This is a genomic window from Candidatus Pantoea rara, assembly GCF_051136265.1.
GTDB classification, from domain to species: Bacteria; Pseudomonadota; Gammaproteobacteria; order Enterobacterales; family Enterobacteriaceae; genus Pantoea; species Pantoea rara.
In genome coordinates this window covers 101,797-118,058 of record NZ_CP194942.1, presented here as the reverse complement: position 1 = coordinate 118,058, position 16,262 = coordinate 101,797, and the positions used below count along the sequence as shown (strand labels likewise).

General features: G+C 54.3%; 13 protein-coding genes. 11 read left to right on the top strand and 2 right to left on the bottom strand.

What is annotated here, in order from left to right; genetic code table 11:
• Positions 1–61: 61 nt before the first annotated feature.
• The 4 genes from ACR8BF_RS00520 (at position 62) to ACR8BF_RS00505 (ending at position 4,203) form a co-directional block, all read left to right on the top strand.
• Positions 62–1,204, top strand: coding sequence for an alanine racemase (locus ACR8BF_RS00520; protein ID WP_434745418.1), 1,143 nt, complete (start codon positions 62–64; stop codon positions 1,202–1,204).
• Positions 1,205–1,340: 136 nt separating this feature from the next.
• Positions 1,341–1,736 carry a polyketide cyclase gene (locus tag ACR8BF_RS00515; RefSeq protein ID WP_179899210.1) on the top strand — a complete coding sequence of 132 codons (396 nt, stop codon included), beginning with the start codon at positions 1,341–1,343 and terminating at the stop codon, positions 1,734–1,736.
• A gap of 781 nt (positions 1,737–2,517) precedes the next feature.
• Complete coding sequence (locus ACR8BF_RS00510) at positions 2,518–3,162, top strand: oligosaccharide flippase family protein (protein ID WP_434745417.1); 645 nt, start codon at positions 2,518–2,520, stop codon at positions 3,160–3,162.
• Positions 3,163–3,585: 423 nt separating this feature from the next.
• The gene (locus tag ACR8BF_RS00505; protein WP_179899208.1) at positions 3,586–4,203 is read left to right on the top strand and encodes a trimeric intracellular cation channel family protein; all 618 of its coding nucleotides are present in this window, start codon (positions 3,586–3,588) and stop codon (positions 4,201–4,203) included.
• On the opposite strand, the gene ligB is transcribed toward ACR8BF_RS00505, so the two are convergent.
• Entirely contained in the window at positions 4,141–5,892 is a 1,752-nt protein-coding gene (ligB, locus tag ACR8BF_RS00500) for an NAD-dependent DNA ligase LigB (RefSeq protein ID WP_434745416.1), read from the bottom strand. The genes ACR8BF_RS00505 and ligB overlap by 63 nt on opposite strands.
• A 240-nt stretch (positions 5,893–6,132) precedes the next feature.
• Between ligB and gmk the strand changes: the two genes are divergently transcribed.
• The 7 genes from gmk to ACR8BF_RS00465 all read left to right on the top strand — a co-directional run bounded on the left by gmk (position 6,133) and on the right by ACR8BF_RS00465 (position 15,267).
• A complete protein-coding gene (gene gmk, locus ACR8BF_RS00495; protein WP_292987351.1) occupies positions 6,133–6,756 on the top strand; it encodes a guanylate kinase in 624 nt (207 codons plus the stop codon).
• A gap of 54 nt (positions 6,757–6,810) precedes the next feature.
• Positions 6,811–7,086: a DNA-directed RNA polymerase subunit omega gene (rpoZ, locus tag ACR8BF_RS00490; RefSeq protein ID WP_003851346.1), complete on the top strand. Its 276-nt coding sequence runs from the start codon at positions 6,811–6,813 to the stop codon at positions 7,084–7,086.
• Positions 7,087–7,106: 20 nt separating this feature from the next.
• Entirely contained in the window at positions 7,107–9,215 is a 2,109-nt protein-coding gene (gene spoT / locus ACR8BF_RS00485) for a bifunctional GTP diphosphokinase/guanosine-3',5'-bis pyrophosphate 3'-pyrophosphohydrolase (RefSeq protein ID WP_179899205.1), read from the top strand.
• 2 nt (positions 9,216–9,217) lie between these two features.
• On the top strand, positions 9,218–9,916 hold the full coding sequence (trmH, locus tag ACR8BF_RS00480; protein ID WP_179899204.1) for a tRNA (guanosine(18)-2'-O)-methyltransferase TrmH: 699 nt from the start codon (positions 9,218–9,220) through the stop codon (positions 9,914–9,916).
• Positions 9,913–11,991: an ATP-dependent DNA helicase RecG gene (gene recG, locus ACR8BF_RS00475; protein WP_313701207.1), complete on the top strand. Its 2,079-nt coding sequence runs from the start codon at positions 9,913–9,915 to the stop codon at positions 11,989–11,991. The genes trmH and recG overlap by 4 nt, the downstream gene beginning before the upstream one ends.
• 104 nt (positions 11,992–12,095) lie before the next feature.
• Complete coding sequence (locus ACR8BF_RS00470) at positions 12,096–13,469, top strand: nucleobase:cation symporter-2 family protein (RefSeq protein ID WP_179899202.1); 1,374 nt, start codon at positions 12,096–12,098, stop codon at positions 13,467–13,469.
• Between the two features lie 118 nt (positions 13,470–13,587).
• Complete coding sequence (locus ACR8BF_RS00465; RefSeq protein WP_434745415.1) at positions 13,588–15,267, top strand: AsmA family protein; 1,680 nt, start codon at positions 13,588–13,590, stop codon at positions 15,265–15,267.
• 33 nt (positions 15,268–15,300) lie between these two features.
• Here the strand turns inward: ACR8BF_RS00465 and fabY are convergent, their stop codons facing one another.
• Positions 15,301–16,248 (bottom strand): fatty acid biosynthesis protein FabY, encoded by a 948-nt coding sequence (fabY, locus tag ACR8BF_RS00460; protein WP_090967234.1) that lies wholly within the window; start codon positions 16,246–16,248, stop codon positions 15,301–15,303.
• Between the last annotated feature and the right edge of the window lie 14 nt (positions 16,249–16,262).

The following is a 16,262-nucleotide window of genomic DNA, read 5'->3' as shown; positions in this document are numbered from 1 at the left end:
TATCAGAGAGGTAATTAAGGAATGATGAATCCTCTTACCTCGTCAAATGCCGGACAATCTTATGAATATCAACGATACACAGCAGTGGCAGCGCCCGCTGATTGATGATCGCCTTACGCCCTATATTGAAGTGGATGCACATCGCCTGGAGCATAACCTGCAGCATATGCAGCGCAAAGCCAGTGCCGCTGGCGCCACACTGCGTCCGCATATCAAAACACATAAAAGCGTCTGGATTGCACAACGTCAGATTGCGTCCGGCGCACAGGGTATTACCGTCTCTAAACCCAGCGAAGGCATCAGTTTCATTCAGGGTGGCGTTAGTGATTTGCTGTTGGCCTATCCGGTTGTACACCCGCAAAGCGTGGCAGAATTACTGCGCCTCGCCGTGCTTCACCGGGTCAGGCTCACCCTGATTGCGGACAGACTGCAGGGTGTGGCAGCGATTGCTGAGGCCAGTGAGCAGCAACCAGAATGCGAACTGGCGGTGGCGATTAAGGTTGATGTTGGATTACATCGGATTGGCGTTAATCCAGATACAGATGAAGCGGTGCTGATTGCCCTGGCGCTGCAGGACAAAGGGTTACGCTTTGGCGGATTAGTGTCGCATGCGGGTCACGCTTATGGTGCCGGTAACGCTGCGGCCATTGCCGATGTGGCGCGGCAGGAAACAACACTGATGCAGCGAGTAAAGGCAAAACTGCAGGCTGCTGGGTTTACTGACTGCCCACTCTCCGTAGGTTCAACGCCTACCGCGCTGGCAGCAGACATTGCACCCTGTATTAATGAAATCAGGCCCGGCAACTATGCCCTGCTGGATCTTACTGCCTGCCGCCTCGGGTTGAGTCACGTGGATCAGCTGGCAATGAGTGTCATTACACGCGTGGTCGCGGTGAACGAACATTTTGCGATTGTGGATGCCGGGTCGAAAATGCTGAGTTCGGATAAAGGACCGCATGGCACCAACGCCAGCGGCTTTGGTATTGCAGCTGACGAAGCGGGCCACACATATGAGGTGACGAAGTTATCGGAGGAGCACGGTTTTCTGCTTTATCAGGATCGCCGCCCGGAAGTCGGCACATTGCTGCGTATCTTCCCGAATCACAGTTGCGCAGTTATGGCCCAGTCAGATGGCTTTATACTTCGTTACACCAGCGGTCATAGCGAAGAGCATACAATTTCTGCGCGCGGCAATTTCATCTGAATCAAAGACAGACAGCCTCATCCGTTGTCTGTCGTTTGTACGAAACCCTGTCAACACCACACTTCTGCTGTAACAACGTTTTAACAAGCCTGGGCCCATGCTTTAATGCCTTTTTAGCCTATCTACCGGAGGTTACATGCTCTCCTCGCGCACTCTGAGCCTGACAATTCCACGTCAGTGGTTAGATCTTTATGAAACTATCTGGAAGCCAGAATTTTTCCCTAAGTGGGCTTCCGGGCTGACACAAAGCGCACTGGAACCTGATGGCAACCGCTGGCGTGCTAAAGGCCCTCAGGGCAATGTGAAGATCCGGTTCTCACCCTATAATCCGTTTGGCGTTATGGATCACTGGATTGATAGCGGCTCAGGAAAGGAGATCTACGTGCCGATGCGCGTGATAGCTAACGAACAGGGCGCCGAAGTGATCGTAACGGTTTTTCGCCAGCCATTTACTTCAGATGAGCGATTTAAGCTTGATATTGAATGGGTTAGCAGCGATCTGGAGAAACTCAACCAGCTTCTGACACAATAGATCAATGACTTAGCTCGCTTTTTTCTCTGTACTTATCACTGGTCGTTAATGAAAAAAAATAGAAAAAATTCTAACAATAAAGCATAAAGCGCTTATCTGATTACTCACCCCCATTACATATTTACCACAACCCGTGCTTAAGAATCGCTGCCAGGAAAATTCCTGGCAAATGCCCCTGACAGAGAGGTAGATCCCCTGATTTCAGGCCTCCTGACCTTGCATGTGAACACTTTCTTTCCAACGCATACATTAATCATCAACAATTGTTTATTACTGCTCTGCTGGGGATTTAATATTTATCATGCATAGAGTGAAACCATTTATTTCTGTTGTCGCGTAATCAGACTTTTCTTATGGTGTTAAATTAAATAAAACAATGTATAAATCATTCCACACACAGCAATACCCATAATGATAAAGCAGGAAAAAAGTCATGGACCGCTCAACGTATCCTTAGTTGTCACAAAAAGAATGCGTTGAGATTGCCGCAAGGATGCTGGCTGGAGAATATAAAACTACAACAGGATTTATTCGTGATCTGGCGGGATTCTTATTAGCTGCATGGGATCCCGCCATGACACGAAACAGAGAATTTACCAGGGATAGCTTTTATTTATCCGGGCATCATTTGATTGAACACATAATAACATGGCAAGCCTCGAGAGGTTTTAAGGGCTTCGGCCGGAAAAATTGCACTAACTAACGGTGTCACAGCAACCCCTACTTGCCGTTACACAACTATTTAATTCTCACAGAGTCGATGGACTCTAACGAGTATATTATGGCAATACGTGAAAGCAGTCTTAATAGCGCAAAATGGTCTCTGCTCTCCTCAATCAAAATTATTGGCATCGGCGTACTGCAGCTCTCATTGCTGGCGCAGATACTGCAGGCGAATGAACTGAACCTGCTGGCGATTGCCGTGATTGCTCTGCTGGCAATCGACACTCTGGCCGATCGCGGCTTCTCCAATACGCTGATCCGCCGCTGCATGCTCTCTATCAATGATCTCTCCACGATCTATTGGGGTAATATGTTGATGGGTATCGCTGTGTTTGGTCTGTTATTTACGGCCAGCCACTTGCCGAACAGCCTGTTTGATCAACCGCAACTGGCATTAATGTTGCAGATGGTCTCAGTGGTGTTTATTATCATCCCACAGGGCCAGCATTACCGTGCGATATTACAGCGCGAAAAACAATATACCCGTATCGCTTTTGCTGAAACGTCCTCAGTATTAGCCGGGCTTGCGGTAACCTTATTTACCGTCTGGCTGACACCTTCAGTATTATGTGCGATTTGGGGTTACCTTGCGATGGCCTCTATTCGCATGCTGATTTACTGCTACTATGGTCGTTCATGGTTCCAGCCGGAATACCACTTTAGTCTGAATGCGTTTACTAAAGTGCGTGCAAGAAACAAATAATAAAATAAGTCTGTATGGTGGGCTCTGAGCATCCGAAATGATGCGTTGGCGTGCTGTTAACCAGCACGCCTTTTCTTTTTTTGAACCTGTCTTTTATTTCCCTGCTGAATTGTTTATTTATCCGTTGTATACAGCCTTTTTTATCTCCTTTAAAAACTGATTTGCCTCAAGTTCCTGTCTGACGGTTACGGTCAGTCAAGCCCCGCCAGTCCCGAGCCAGATACCATCAGCGCGATTTACAAACCCGCTGCACACTTTTCCACTCCTTAATCTCATGCGTTTACGGCATCACCTCTGCAAAAAAGACTTTCTATGCCGAAGCCGGGGCTGGCTGGTATAAACTGCGCTCATCCCGGACGCCGATCGGCAGAAAACCTCAGTCGCCGTCTCCTGATTAATGCCGTCGCCTTACCGGAGTCTGCTATGTTACTGACCGTTCTCTATATCATTGGTATTACTGCTGAAGCGATGACAGGTGCGCTGGCAGCGGGTCGCCGCAAAATGGATCTCTTTGGCGTAATTATTATTGCGTCAGTGACCGCCATTGGCGGTGGTTCGGTGCGCGATATCCTGCTGGGTCACTATCCACTAGGCTGGGTAAAAAATCCTGAGTACATCATGATTGTTGCGGCAGCGGCAGTGCTTACCACTTTCCTGGCGCCGCTGATGACACACCTGCGCAAAGTGTTCCTGGTTCTGGACGCACTGGGGCTGGTGGTCTTCTCAATTATTGGTGCACAGGTTGCGCTCGATTCCGGACACGCCATGATTATTGCTGCGATAAGCGCGGTGATTACCGGCGTCTTTGGCGGCGTACTACGCGATATGTTCTGTAATCGCATTCCGCTGGTGTTTCAGAAAGAAATTTATGCCGGTATCGCTTTCGCCTCTGGCTGGATGTATATCCTGCTGCTGAAAACCACGCTGGCGCATGAAGCAGTGATTATCATCACCCTGCTGTTCGGCTTCTCTGCCCGTTTACTGGCGCTGCGCTTCCGCCTCGGGTTGCCCATTTTCAACTATCCCCATCCCGAGCACTGAGGCAGCGGGAATACCCTGCTGTTGCAGGAACGTAATCAGCGCCTGTACGCGGGCATCATGAAACTGCGCAACCAGGCGCTTTGCCAGCGACGCACCGATGCCCGGCAAAGCCTGCCACCCCCTGGCATCCCGCTGGGTTAAGCTCTGCCACTGCTGATCGGGCAGTGACTTCAGGGCCTTTCGTGGCAGTGAAATGCCTAAGGCATCCACCCAGCGACGAAGCGGCTGCTGCCGGGTGAGATTAAAGCGATGCCAGAGCTGCCCCGCCCGCTCCGGAGAAAGGCTCGTTGCGGCGGCAATCTGTTCCGGTGTTAACGTCAGCCAGTCGAAAAGATGCATCACACTGCCGGTTTCCAGTAAGCGAAGCCAGGTGCCACGCTCTACGCCCGGGATATTCAGCACCGTTTTCTGGCTGAGCCAGCGTAATTTTGCCAGTAGCTGCTTCTGGCATTCTGGACTAAAGGTGTAGCAGCTCAACGGGGTATAACGCGACGCGTCGGGAGGCTGAGGATAGTGCCGCTCTGCCACGCGCCAGATTACCCGCTCCAGCCGGGGAATCCCCTGACCCGCCAGACTCAGCGTGATCACATCGCCCGCCACAATATCACTCTCCTGCCAGCGACGAAGCGATCCAACATTGACCCGCCTGACCGTCTTATCATCCAGTTGCACCGGCTGCAGATTAAGTACTGCGGCTATTTTCCCGGTGCGGCCAATGGGAAAATCGACGGAGAGGACTTCAGCGCTGACTTCAGGAGGCTGATATTTCCAGGCAACGGCCCAGGTTCCCTCTCCCGGCAGCCAGTTTTTGCCCGCAGGTCGCAGGCTTTGATGAACCACCACGCCGTCAGTGACAAAGGGCAGCGCAGCATGAAACCAGCGCTCCCGCCAGCGTGCGACGTCCTCTTCATCTTTGACGCTGTAACTCCATTTTGCGGCAACGCCCAGCCCCCAGTGGCTGAGTTGTTCAAGGCGTTCTTTCATCGTGGCGGGGCCGTCAGGCCAGGCCCAGATGAAAACATCGAGCGAATTAAGCAGAGGAACCCGCTGCTTACTCATCATGGCTCCGGCCACCTGTGAGCGCGCATTTTTACCGCCATCAACCGCCTGTTGATGACCGGTCATCACCAGAAATAACTCACCCTGCAGCACAACTTCATCGAGACGGGTCTCGATGTGCAGCGGAATTGCCGGGATCCAGGCGGCTTTAGCCAGCCACTCCTCACCACGCAATCCGTCGCCACGGCTTAACAGCGAGACCAGCCTGCCGTGGCGATACACCAGTGAAACAGCAATACCATCAACTTTCGGCTGCACCCAGAGATCGTGCCGCCCCTGCATCCAGTAAGCCAGTGCCAGCTTGTTGTGCATCTTTTTTACGCCAGTATGGGCGACCGGATGCAGGTGCTTACCATTGCCCGGCAGTTGCGGTGCGTAAGCGATCGGAGAAGAGCTAAAGCAGTGCTGCCACTGATTCAGGCGCTGCTGCAGCGCGTCATAATCAGCGTCAGCCACCGGACTCTGCCCTTGTCGATAATAAGCGTCATCCCAGTGTTGCAGTTGTTGTTGCAGATGATGGATCTCTTCTGTCGCCCGGGAGGGTGTCCAGACCGGACAAACGGCGCTATGCGCAGGCCACAGGGCAAACCAAAGAACAACCGCAAACAGCGGCCAGCCGAATCCTTTCATAATCTCTCCTCTGACGTTTTGCTGTATTCAATATTAATGAGTTAGCGTCAGCCAGGAGTGATGTCAGGTTTCGGAAGGGAGGCCGTGACAATAAAGGTTTAATTTCAGCGGTCCGACAGTGATTTGCGCGCAGATGCGCAAAAGATTGGGTGTTGTCGCTGCGCAAACGCTGCGTGGCAATGGGAAGCTGTGTATACTGTGCAGGAAATCAACTCCGCTTTTAATCAATTCAAGAAAATCATGGCTCAAGGCACGCTCTATATTGTTTCTGCTCCCAGCGGTGCAGGAAAATCCAGCCTGATTCAGGCTCTGTTAAAGACCCAGCCGTTGTATGATACGCAGGTCTCTGTTTCGCACACGACGCGCGGTATGCGTCCGGGTGAAACCCATGGCGAACATTACTTTTTCGTTGAGAAACATGAATTTGAGCAGATGATCGCGGAAGACGCTTTCCTCGAACATGCCAGAGTTTTCGACAACTACTACGGTACGTCACGCCATGCTATTGAGCAGGTGCTGGCAACCGGCGTTGACGTGTTTCTCGACATTGACTGGCAGGGTGCGCAGCAAATCCGCGCTAAAATGCCTGGCGCACGCAGCATCTTTGTTTTGCCGCCTTCGAAAGAAGAGCTCGATCGCCGTCTGCGCGGTCGTGGCCAGGACAGCGAAGAAGTGATCGCGCGTCGCATGGCTCAGGCAGTAGCGGAAATGAGCCACTACGCCGAGTATGATTATTTAATTGTGAATGATGATTTCGATCTGGCGCTGTCCGATCTGAAAACCATTATTCGCGCAGAACGTCTGCGTATGGCGCGCCAGAAGGCGCGTCACGATGCGTTAATCAGCAAACTGTTGGCAGTCTGAATACAGTTTCAGTATGATGCGCAGTCATTTCTTCATCTGTGGAGTAGCACACCTATGGCACGCGTAACCGTTCAGGACGCAGTAGAAAAAGTTGGTAATCGTTTTGACCTGGTGTTGGTCGCTGCACGTCGTGCACGTCAGATGCAGGTTGGCGGCAAAGATCCGCTGGTTCCGGAAGAGAACGATAAACCTACCGTTATCGCCCTGCGCGAGATCGAAGAAGGTTTGGTCACCAATCAGATTTTAGATGTGCGTGATCGTCAGGAACAGCAAGAGCAGGAAGCCGCTGAGTTACAGGCCGTTACCGCTATCGCTGAAGGTCGTCGTTAACAGCCACCTGCAGGTCGCCCTTGTATCTGTTTGAAAGTCTCAATCAACTGATTGAAAAATACTTGCCAGAGGAGCAGATCAAGCGCCTCCAGCAAGCCTACCTTGTCGCACGTGATGCCCACGAGGGACAGACACGCTCCAGCGGTGAGCCTTATATCACCCATCCTGTTGCCGTGGCCTGTATTCTGGCGGAAATGAAGCTCGACCATGAAACCCTCATGGCCGCGCTGCTGCATGACGTGATCGAAGATACGCCTGCCACTTATCAGGACATGGAACAGCTGTTCGGTAAAAGTGTGGCAGAGCTGGTCGAAGGCGTTTCCAAGCTGGATAAGCTGAAGTTCCGCGACAAGAAAGAAGCGCAGGCAGAAAACTTCCGCAAGATGATTATGGCGATGGTGCAGGATATCCGCGTCATTCTCATCAAGCTGGCTGACCGCACCCACAATATGCGCACCCTTGGTGCATTACGCCCGGACAAGCGTCGCCGCATCGCGCTGGAGACGTTAGAGATTTACAGTCCGCTGGCGCACCGACTGGGTATTCACCATCTTAAAACAGAGCTGGAAGAGCTTGGTTTTGAGGCACTTTATCCGAATCGTTATCGGGTAATTAAAGAGGTGGTGAAAGCCGCGCGCGGTAATCGTAAAGAGATGATCCAGAAGATTCTTTCTGAGATCGATGGCCGTTTGCAGGAAGCGGGTATTCCCTGCCGCGTCAGTGGTCGCGAAAAGCATCTTTACTCGATCTACCGCAAAATGACGCTGAAAGAGCAGCGTTTTCACTCGATCATGGATATCTATGCCTTTCGCGTCATCGTGAAAGATCTGGATACCTGCTATCGCGTTCTGGGCCAGATGCACAGCCTGTATAAGCCGCGTCCGGGCCGCGTTAAAGATTACATCGCCATCCCCAAAGCTAACGGCTATCAATCACTCCATACTTCGATGATCGGCCCGCACGGCGTGCCGGTTGAAGTGCAGATTCGCACCGAGGATATGGATCAGATGGCGGAAATGGGGGTCGCTGCGCACTGGGCTTATAAACAGGCGGGCGAAAGTGGCACCACCGCACAGATTCGTGCTCAGCGCTGGTTACAAAGCCTGCTGGAACTACAGCAGAGTGCGGGCAGTTCCTTTGAATTTATTGAAAGCGTGAAGTCCGATCTCTTCCCGGATGAGATCTACGTCTTTACGCCTGAAGGCCGCATTGTTGAGCTGCCAACCGGTGCGACACCGGTAGACTTTGCCTATGCGGTTCACACCGATATTGGCCATGCCTGCGTCGGCGCACGCGTTGATCGCCAGCCTTATCCGCTGTCGCAATCCCTGACCAGCGGTCAGACGATTGAGATCATCACCGCGCCGGGCGCCCGTCCTAACGCTGCCTGGCTCAACTTTGTTGTCAGTTCCAAAGCCCGCGCCAAAATTCGCCAGCTGCTGAAAAACCTCAAGCGTGAAGACTCCGTCAATCTGGGTCGCCGCCTGCTCAGTCATGCGCTGGGCGGAAGCCGAAAACTGGCTGAAATTCCACCTGAGAATATCAGGCAGGAGCTGGATCGTATGAAGCTGACCTCGCTTGACGATCTGCTGGCGGAAATCGGTCTGGGTAATGCGATGAGCGTGGTGGTGGCGAAGAACCTGCTGCAGTCTGACAGCAACGTCATCAGCAGTAACAGCAAACGGGGTAAACTGCCAATCAAAGGCGCAGATGGCGTGTTGATTACCTTCGCCAAATGCTGCCGACCGATTCCTGGTGACCCGATTGTTGCCCATGTCAGTCCCGGAAAAGGTCTGGTGGTGCATCATGAATCCTGTCGGAATATTCGTGGTTACCAGAAAGAGCAGGAAAAATTCATGCCGGTCGAGTGGGATATCGTTACCGAGCAGGAGTTCGTGGCGGAAATTAAAGTCGACATGTTTAACCATCAGGGCGCGCTGGCTAATCTGACGGCAGCAATCAACACGGCCGGTTCCAATATTCAGAGCCTGAATACTGAAGAGCGTGATGGCCGCGTCTACAGTGCTTTCATCCGCCTGACCGCACGTGATCGCGTCCATCTGGCGAATATCATGCGTAAAATTCGCGTGATGCCCGATGTGATCAAAGTCCACCGTAACCGTAATTAGGCATGAACGATCAACGTTTTGCCCGAATTCAGGCGATGCTGGCACTCCGCCAGCACGACCTGACGGTCTGCATGGAGCAGGTGCATAAGCCACATAATGTTTCAGCGGTGATCCGCACAGCTGACGCCGTCGGCATCCATGAAGTGCATGCCGTCTGGCCGAGCCAGCGGATGCGTACTCAGGCTTCCGCATCTGCCGGAAGCAACAGCTGGGTGAAAGTGGTCACCCATCCCACCATCGGCGATGCCGTAAAACAGTTGAAACAGCAGAAGATGCAGGTGTTAGCCACCCATCTCTCCGCCGATGCTGTGGATTTCCGTGAGATCGATTATACCCTTCCGACCTGCATCCTTATGGGTCAGGAAAAAACCGGCATCACTGAAGAAGCCCTGGCGCTGGCCGATCGGCAGATCGTGATTCCAATGGTAGGTATGGTGCAGTCGCTGAATGTCTCGGTCGCCTGCGCGCTAATCCTCTATGAAGCCCAGCGGCAGCGGCAGAACGCCGGTCTTTACCTGCGCGATTACAGCCTGCTGGATGAAGATGAACAGCAACGCCTGCTGTTCGAAGGTGGATTCCCGGTGCTGGCGCGGGTCGCAAAGCAGAAAGGTCTACCCTATCCGCGCATTAATGCACAGGGTGAAGTCGACGCCGACCCCACCTGGTGGGCAACCATGCAGTCGACGGGTAAAAGAAGATGAAAGGCCGTCTGCTGGATGCCATCCCGCTCAGTACCCTGACCGGCGTCGGTGCCAGCCAGGCAGCTAAACTGGCCAAAATTGACCTGCACACCATTCAGGATCTCCTGCTCCATCTCCCCCTTCGCTACGAAGATCGCACCCAACTCTATGCCATTGACGATCTGCTGCCCGGTATCTGGGCCACAGTAGAAGGCGAAGTGCTGCACACTGATATCACCTTTGGGCGCCGCCGGATGATGGTGTGCCAGATCAGCGATGGTAGCGGCGTACTGACGATGCGCTTTTTTAATTTCAATGCCGGGATGAAGAACAACCTGTCGCCGGGACGTCGCGTCACCGCCTATGGTGAGATTAAGCGCGGTCAGCGTGGCGCTGAGATTATTCACCCTGAATACCGTATTCAGGGTGAACAGAGCAATGTGGCGCTGGAAGAGACCTTAACGCCGGTTTATCCCACCACCGAAGGCATTCGACAGGCCACACTGCGTAATCTCACTGACCAGGCACTCACGCTGCTGGAAAGCTGCCCGATTGCCGAGCTATTGCCGAAGGAGTTAAGCGGCGGCTTAATCAGTCTGCCTGATGCGCTGCGCACACTGCATCGTCCGCCGCCCGATCTCAGACTCAGCGAGCTGGAAAGTGGCCGTCATCCGGCACAGCGCAGATTAATTCTGGAAGAGCTGCTGGCGCACAACCTCAGCATGCTGGCGGTGCGTGCCGGTGCTCAGCGCTATTACGCATTGCCGATGCCGCCGCGACACAATCTCAGTGATCAGCTGCTGGCCGCGCTGCCTTTCTCACCAACCCATGCGCAGAAACGCGTGGTGGCGGAGATAGAGAAAGATCTGGCCAATGATTTCCCGATGATGCGACTGGTGCAGGGCGACGTCGGCTCGGGTAAGACACTGGTTGCTGCGCTCTCTGCGCTGAACGTTATCGCCCATGGCAAGCAGGTTGCGCTGATGGCGCCGACCGAACTGCTGGCTGAACAGCACGCCAGTAACTTCCGCCAGTGGTTTGCGCCACTGGGGATTGAAGTGGGCTGGCTGGCCGGAAAACAGAAAGGCAAAGCCCGCCAGGCACAGCAGGAAGCGATAGCCAGCGGTCAGGTGGCGATGGTCGTGGGCACACACGCTCTTTTTCAGGAGCAGGTACAGTTCAATGGTCTGGCGCTGGTCATTATTGATGAGCAGCACCGCTTCGGCGTCCACCAGCGACTGGCCTTGTGGGAAAAAGGCGAGGAGCAGGGTTTCCATCCGCATCAGTTGATCATGACCGCCACACCTATTCCGCGCACCCTGGCGATGACCGCTTACGCTGATCTCGACACCTCAACCATCGATGAGCTGCCGCCGGGACGTACTCCGGTGACCACCGTGGCCATCCCCGATACCCGACGTGACGAGATTGTGGCGCGTGTTGAGCATGCCTGCCGCGAAGGGCGTCAGGCTTACTGGGTCTGCACGCTGATTGAAGAGTCAGAACTACTGGAAGCACAGGCGGCAGAAGCCAGCTGGGAATCCCTGAAAACCGCGCTGCCCGACTTAAACATCGGACTGGTGCATGGCCGCATGAAGCCTGCGGAAAAACAGGCGGTAATGCAGGCGTTTAAAGCGAATGAACTCCAGCTGCTGGTCGCGACGACCGTAATTGAGGTCGGCGTGGACGTGCCGAATGCCAGCCTGATGATTATCGAAAACCCTGAGCGATTAGGGCTGGCGCAGTTGCATCAGTTGCGAGGCCGTGTGGGTCGTGGTGCTGTGGCATCGCACTGTGTGCTGCTCTACAAAGCGCCGCTGAGCAAGACAGCGCAGAAGCGTTTGCAGGTGCTGCGCGACAGCAATGACGGCTTTGTTATTGCCCAGTTCGATCTGGAGATTCGCGGACCGGGTGAACTGCTGGGCACACGTCAGACCGGTAATGCCGAATTTAAAGTGGCCGACCTGCTGCGCGATGCGGCGATGGTGCCGGAAGTTCAGCGTGTGGCGCGCCACATCCACCAGCACTATCCCGAGCAGGCCAGCGCCCTGATCGAACGCTGGCTGCCAGAAAACACCCGTTTTACCAACGTCTGAATGATATCCCTTCGAGTCGGCTTTTATATCCATGCCGGGCAAACGATTGCTTTTGCCCGGCGGATGATTACAATCGCCACATTATTTTTTGGGAAGAACAGACGATGTCCACCAATCCTCAGCCAGACCAGCCTTCCGCCACGCAAAGCGAACTGATTTATCGTCTTGAAGATCGTCCACCTCTGCCGCAAACATTGTTTGCCGCGGGTCAGCATCTGCTGGCGATGTTTGTTGCGGTTATCACACCCGCCATTCTGATCTGTCAGGCGCTGGGCCTGCCCGCAGAAGATACCCGGCACGTTATCAGCATGTCGCTGTTTGCTTCGGGCGTGGCATCACTGCTGCAAATCAAAACCTGGGGGCCGGTGGGTTCGGGCCTGCTGTCGATTCAGGGCACCAGCTTCAACTTCGTCACGCCTTTGATAATGGGTGGTATGGCGCTGAAAAATGGCGGCGCTGACGTGCCCACCATGATGGCGGCGCTATTTGGCACGCTGATGGTGGCTTCCTGTACCGAAATGGTGCTGTCACGCGTATTGCATCTGGCTCGCCGGATTATTACGCCACTGGTTTCCGGTATCGTGGTGATGATTATTGGGCTGTCGCTGATTCAGGTGGGACTGACCTCAATTGGCGGCGGTTTCAGCGCGATGAACGACCATACTTTTGGCGCGCCAAAAAATCTGATGCTGGCCGGCGCCGTGCTGCTGGTGATCGTGCTACTTAACCGGCAGAAGAACCCCTACCTGCGCGTTGCCTCCCTGGTGATTGCGATGGCCGTGGGCTATCTGCTGGCCTGGGCGATGGGCATGCTGCCTGCAGCCGGTATCCCCGATAATCAGCCGCTGATTGTAGTGCCGACCCCGCTCTATTACGGACTGGGATTCGACTGGAATCTCCTCATCCCGCTGATGCTGGTGTTTATGGTGACCTCCCTGGAGACCATCGGTGATATCACCGCCACTTCAGATGTGTCAGAGCAGCCAGTCAGCGGCCCCCTCTATATGAAACGCCTGAAAGGCGGCGTGCTGGCGAACGGCCTCAACTCTTTTGTCTCCGCGCTGTTTAATACCTTCCCTAACTCCTGCTTTGGTCAGAACAATGGTGTGATTCAGTTAACCGGCGTAGCCAGCCGCTACGTGGGCTTTGTTGTTGCGCTGATGCTGATTGTGCTGGGGCTGTTCCCGGCGGTGAGCGGTCTGGTGCAGATGATCCCTGAACCGGTACTCGGCGGCGCAACCATTGTGATGTTCGGTACCATCGCCGCCTCGGGTGTTCGCATTGTGTCACGCGAGCCGCTTAACCGCCGCGCCATTATGATTATCGCGCTGTCACTGGCGGTAGGCCTGGGCGTTTCCCAGCAGCCGCTGATCCTGCAGTTTGCGCCTGACTGGCTGAAAACCCTGCTCTCTTCAGGCATTGCGGCAGGTGGCATTACCGCAATCGTGCTTAACCTGATTTTTCCGCAAGAGAAGTAAGGCCACAGGCAGGCTTCGGCCTGCCTGCTAATTATTCGGATTTACATCCAGGCTGTTGAGCTGTAACGGTAATTCAGGCATAACAACCTCTCACCGGATTTAACTCGGGAAGGATGCTATGAAATTTCTTGGAAAGTTTTTCCTCACCTTACTTTTGCTGCTGCTTTTCACCCTGGTCGTGATCTATGTACTGCTGCAGACACAGTGGGGTGCAGGCTGGTTTAGCCGTTGGGTGAGCGACAAAACCGAATGGCATCTCTCCCTGAGTAAAATTGAACACAATTTCTCCTCTCCCTCTCACATCATTCTGGATGACTTCAGCTTTGGTCATGATGGGCAGCCTGCGGTGCTGGTTGCGAAACGTGTTGATCTCGGTCTGGCACTGATTCAGTTCAGCGATCCGTTCCATTTCAGCAGTCTTGAGCTGCGCGATGGAGAAGTCAATCTGGCCAATCTCGCACCAGGCAGCGCGCTACCGATTCAAGCCGATCGCCTGCAACTTAATAATATGCGCATCGACAGCCCCAACAGCGCATTACCGCTGTTTGCTCAGCAGGTTAATGGCGGCATTTTGCCGTGGAAACCCACAGCCCTGGATATGCTGGGTCGCGATGCCCGCTTCCAGATGAGTGCAGGTAGCATGACGCTGAATAAGGTACCGGGTGAAAACGTCCTGATTCAGGGGAGTGTTTCTCAGGGGCGGATGCGCTTTGACAATATTGGTGCCGATCTGGCGCGTGGCTCCATGACCGGTAACGGTGAGCGCGATGCCCAGGGCAACTGGAAAATTAATCAGCTGCGACTGAACGACATTCGTCTGCAGACCACCAGCAGCCTGAAAGATTTCCTGCGTAGCCTGCAGGTTGTTCCCTCTATTGCCATTACACGACTCGACATGACCGATGCCCGTCTGCAGGGGCCTGACTGGGCGGTGACGGATCTGGATCTGACACTGAGAAACGTTAGCTGGCAGGGAGATGACTGGCAGAGTAACGATGGTTCGCTGGCGCTGAATGCCAGCAATTTTATCAACGGTGGATTCGAGCTTAATGATCCCATCGTTAATCTGGATTTCTCCCCGCAGGGTCTGGCGCTGACGCAGTTCAGTTCGCGCTGGGCGAATGGGGTAATTCGGGCTGACGGTGACTGGTCACGCAGCAATAAACGCCTGACGCTGAAAAATCTGGCCGTTGCCGGACTGGAATACACCCTGCCGCAGGACTGGCGTGACCGCTGGCAGGCGACACTGCCTGAGTGGCTGGATAGCGTAGAGGTGACGCGTTTCACCTCTAACCGTAACCTGATTATCGACATCAATCCGGCCTTTCCCTTCCAGCTGACCTCACTGGATGGCTCCGGCGAGAACCTGCTGCTGGCGCAGCAGCATCAGTGGGGGATCTGGTCGGGTAAACTCAGCCTGAACGCGGCAGAGTCGACCTTTAACCGCACCGATCTGCGTCACCCGTCGATTGCGCTGAGTGCTGACCCGCAGCAGATTCAGGTTACCGAGCTGAGTGCGTTCAGTAACAAAGGACTGCTTGAAGGAACGGCTACCGTAGGCCAGCAGCCAGCCCGTCCGCTGACGCTGCAACTGACGGGTCGCGCGGTGCCGGTGAATGTATTGCAGAACTGGGGATGGCCCGCATTGCCGTTAACCGGTGACAGCAATATTCAGCTGCAACTGAGCGGCGCATTAGCCGCAGGCCAGCCATTACGCCCGACTGTTAATGGCACGCTGTCGGTGACAACGGACAATCAGCAGGTACAGCAGACCATGCAGGCAGGCCAGGTACATTAACAACATTAAGGGCCGCAGATGCGGCCCTTATGATTAATTGATACGTGCGCCGGAACCGCCCTCTTCCAGCGGCCCATCCGGATCGGCGGGCAGGACGATATAGACCCCTTCAAACACCGCGCCACACTCATCATTGCCAAAAAGCTCCACCTCAAGCTGCACGCGCGCTTTACGTCCACGCGCCAGACGATCGAGATCGCCACTTAGTGAGCCGAGGTCGGCAATCGCGCCAGGCCGTCCACTGATAGGATGGCTGTAGCGGATGTGTGCATCCGCCAGAATAATGGTACCGCCGAGATGGCGCTCACGCAGCAGCAACCAGATCAATCCCCAGCCGGTCAGCGTTGCCAGCGAGAACAGGCTGCCGGCGAACAGTGTCTGGTGTGGATTCTGGTTGCCGGCTTCCGGCATGGTGGTGATAAATTTCTGGCCGGTAAACTGCAGAATACGGACTCCCATCTTCTCGCTGAGCGGGATGTGATCATACCAGGCCTGCTGCAGCTGCCCGCACCAGTCGGCACGATGCAGGATATCATCGAGCGTGACGACCGGCTTGATCATCAGAAAGTGGCGTACCGGCGTCGTCTGTGGCGCGGTAATCTCGCCCTGGTTGATGTAGCCGAGTTTAGCAAAGAACGCGACAGCATCTTCGCGGGCACTGCAGGTCACCCGCTTAGCCCCTTCCTGACGCGCCACGGACTCCAGGGTCATCGCCATTAGCGTACCCAGCCCTTTCCCCTGCACCGAAGGGTGAACGGCCATGAAACGGATAGCGGCCTCATTATCGGCATTGATATAGAGACGGCCAATGGCAACCGGATCTCCCTGTTCATCAACCACCATCTGATGATGCGCCAGGGCATCCCAGGCATCACGTTCCGATCCCTGTGGCTGACGCAAAGGTTTACGTAACATCTCCCAGCGGAACTGATAATAGATATCCAGCTCTTCCGCCGTCTGTGGCACGCGAAGGTGATACATGTAATGTTTCTCCC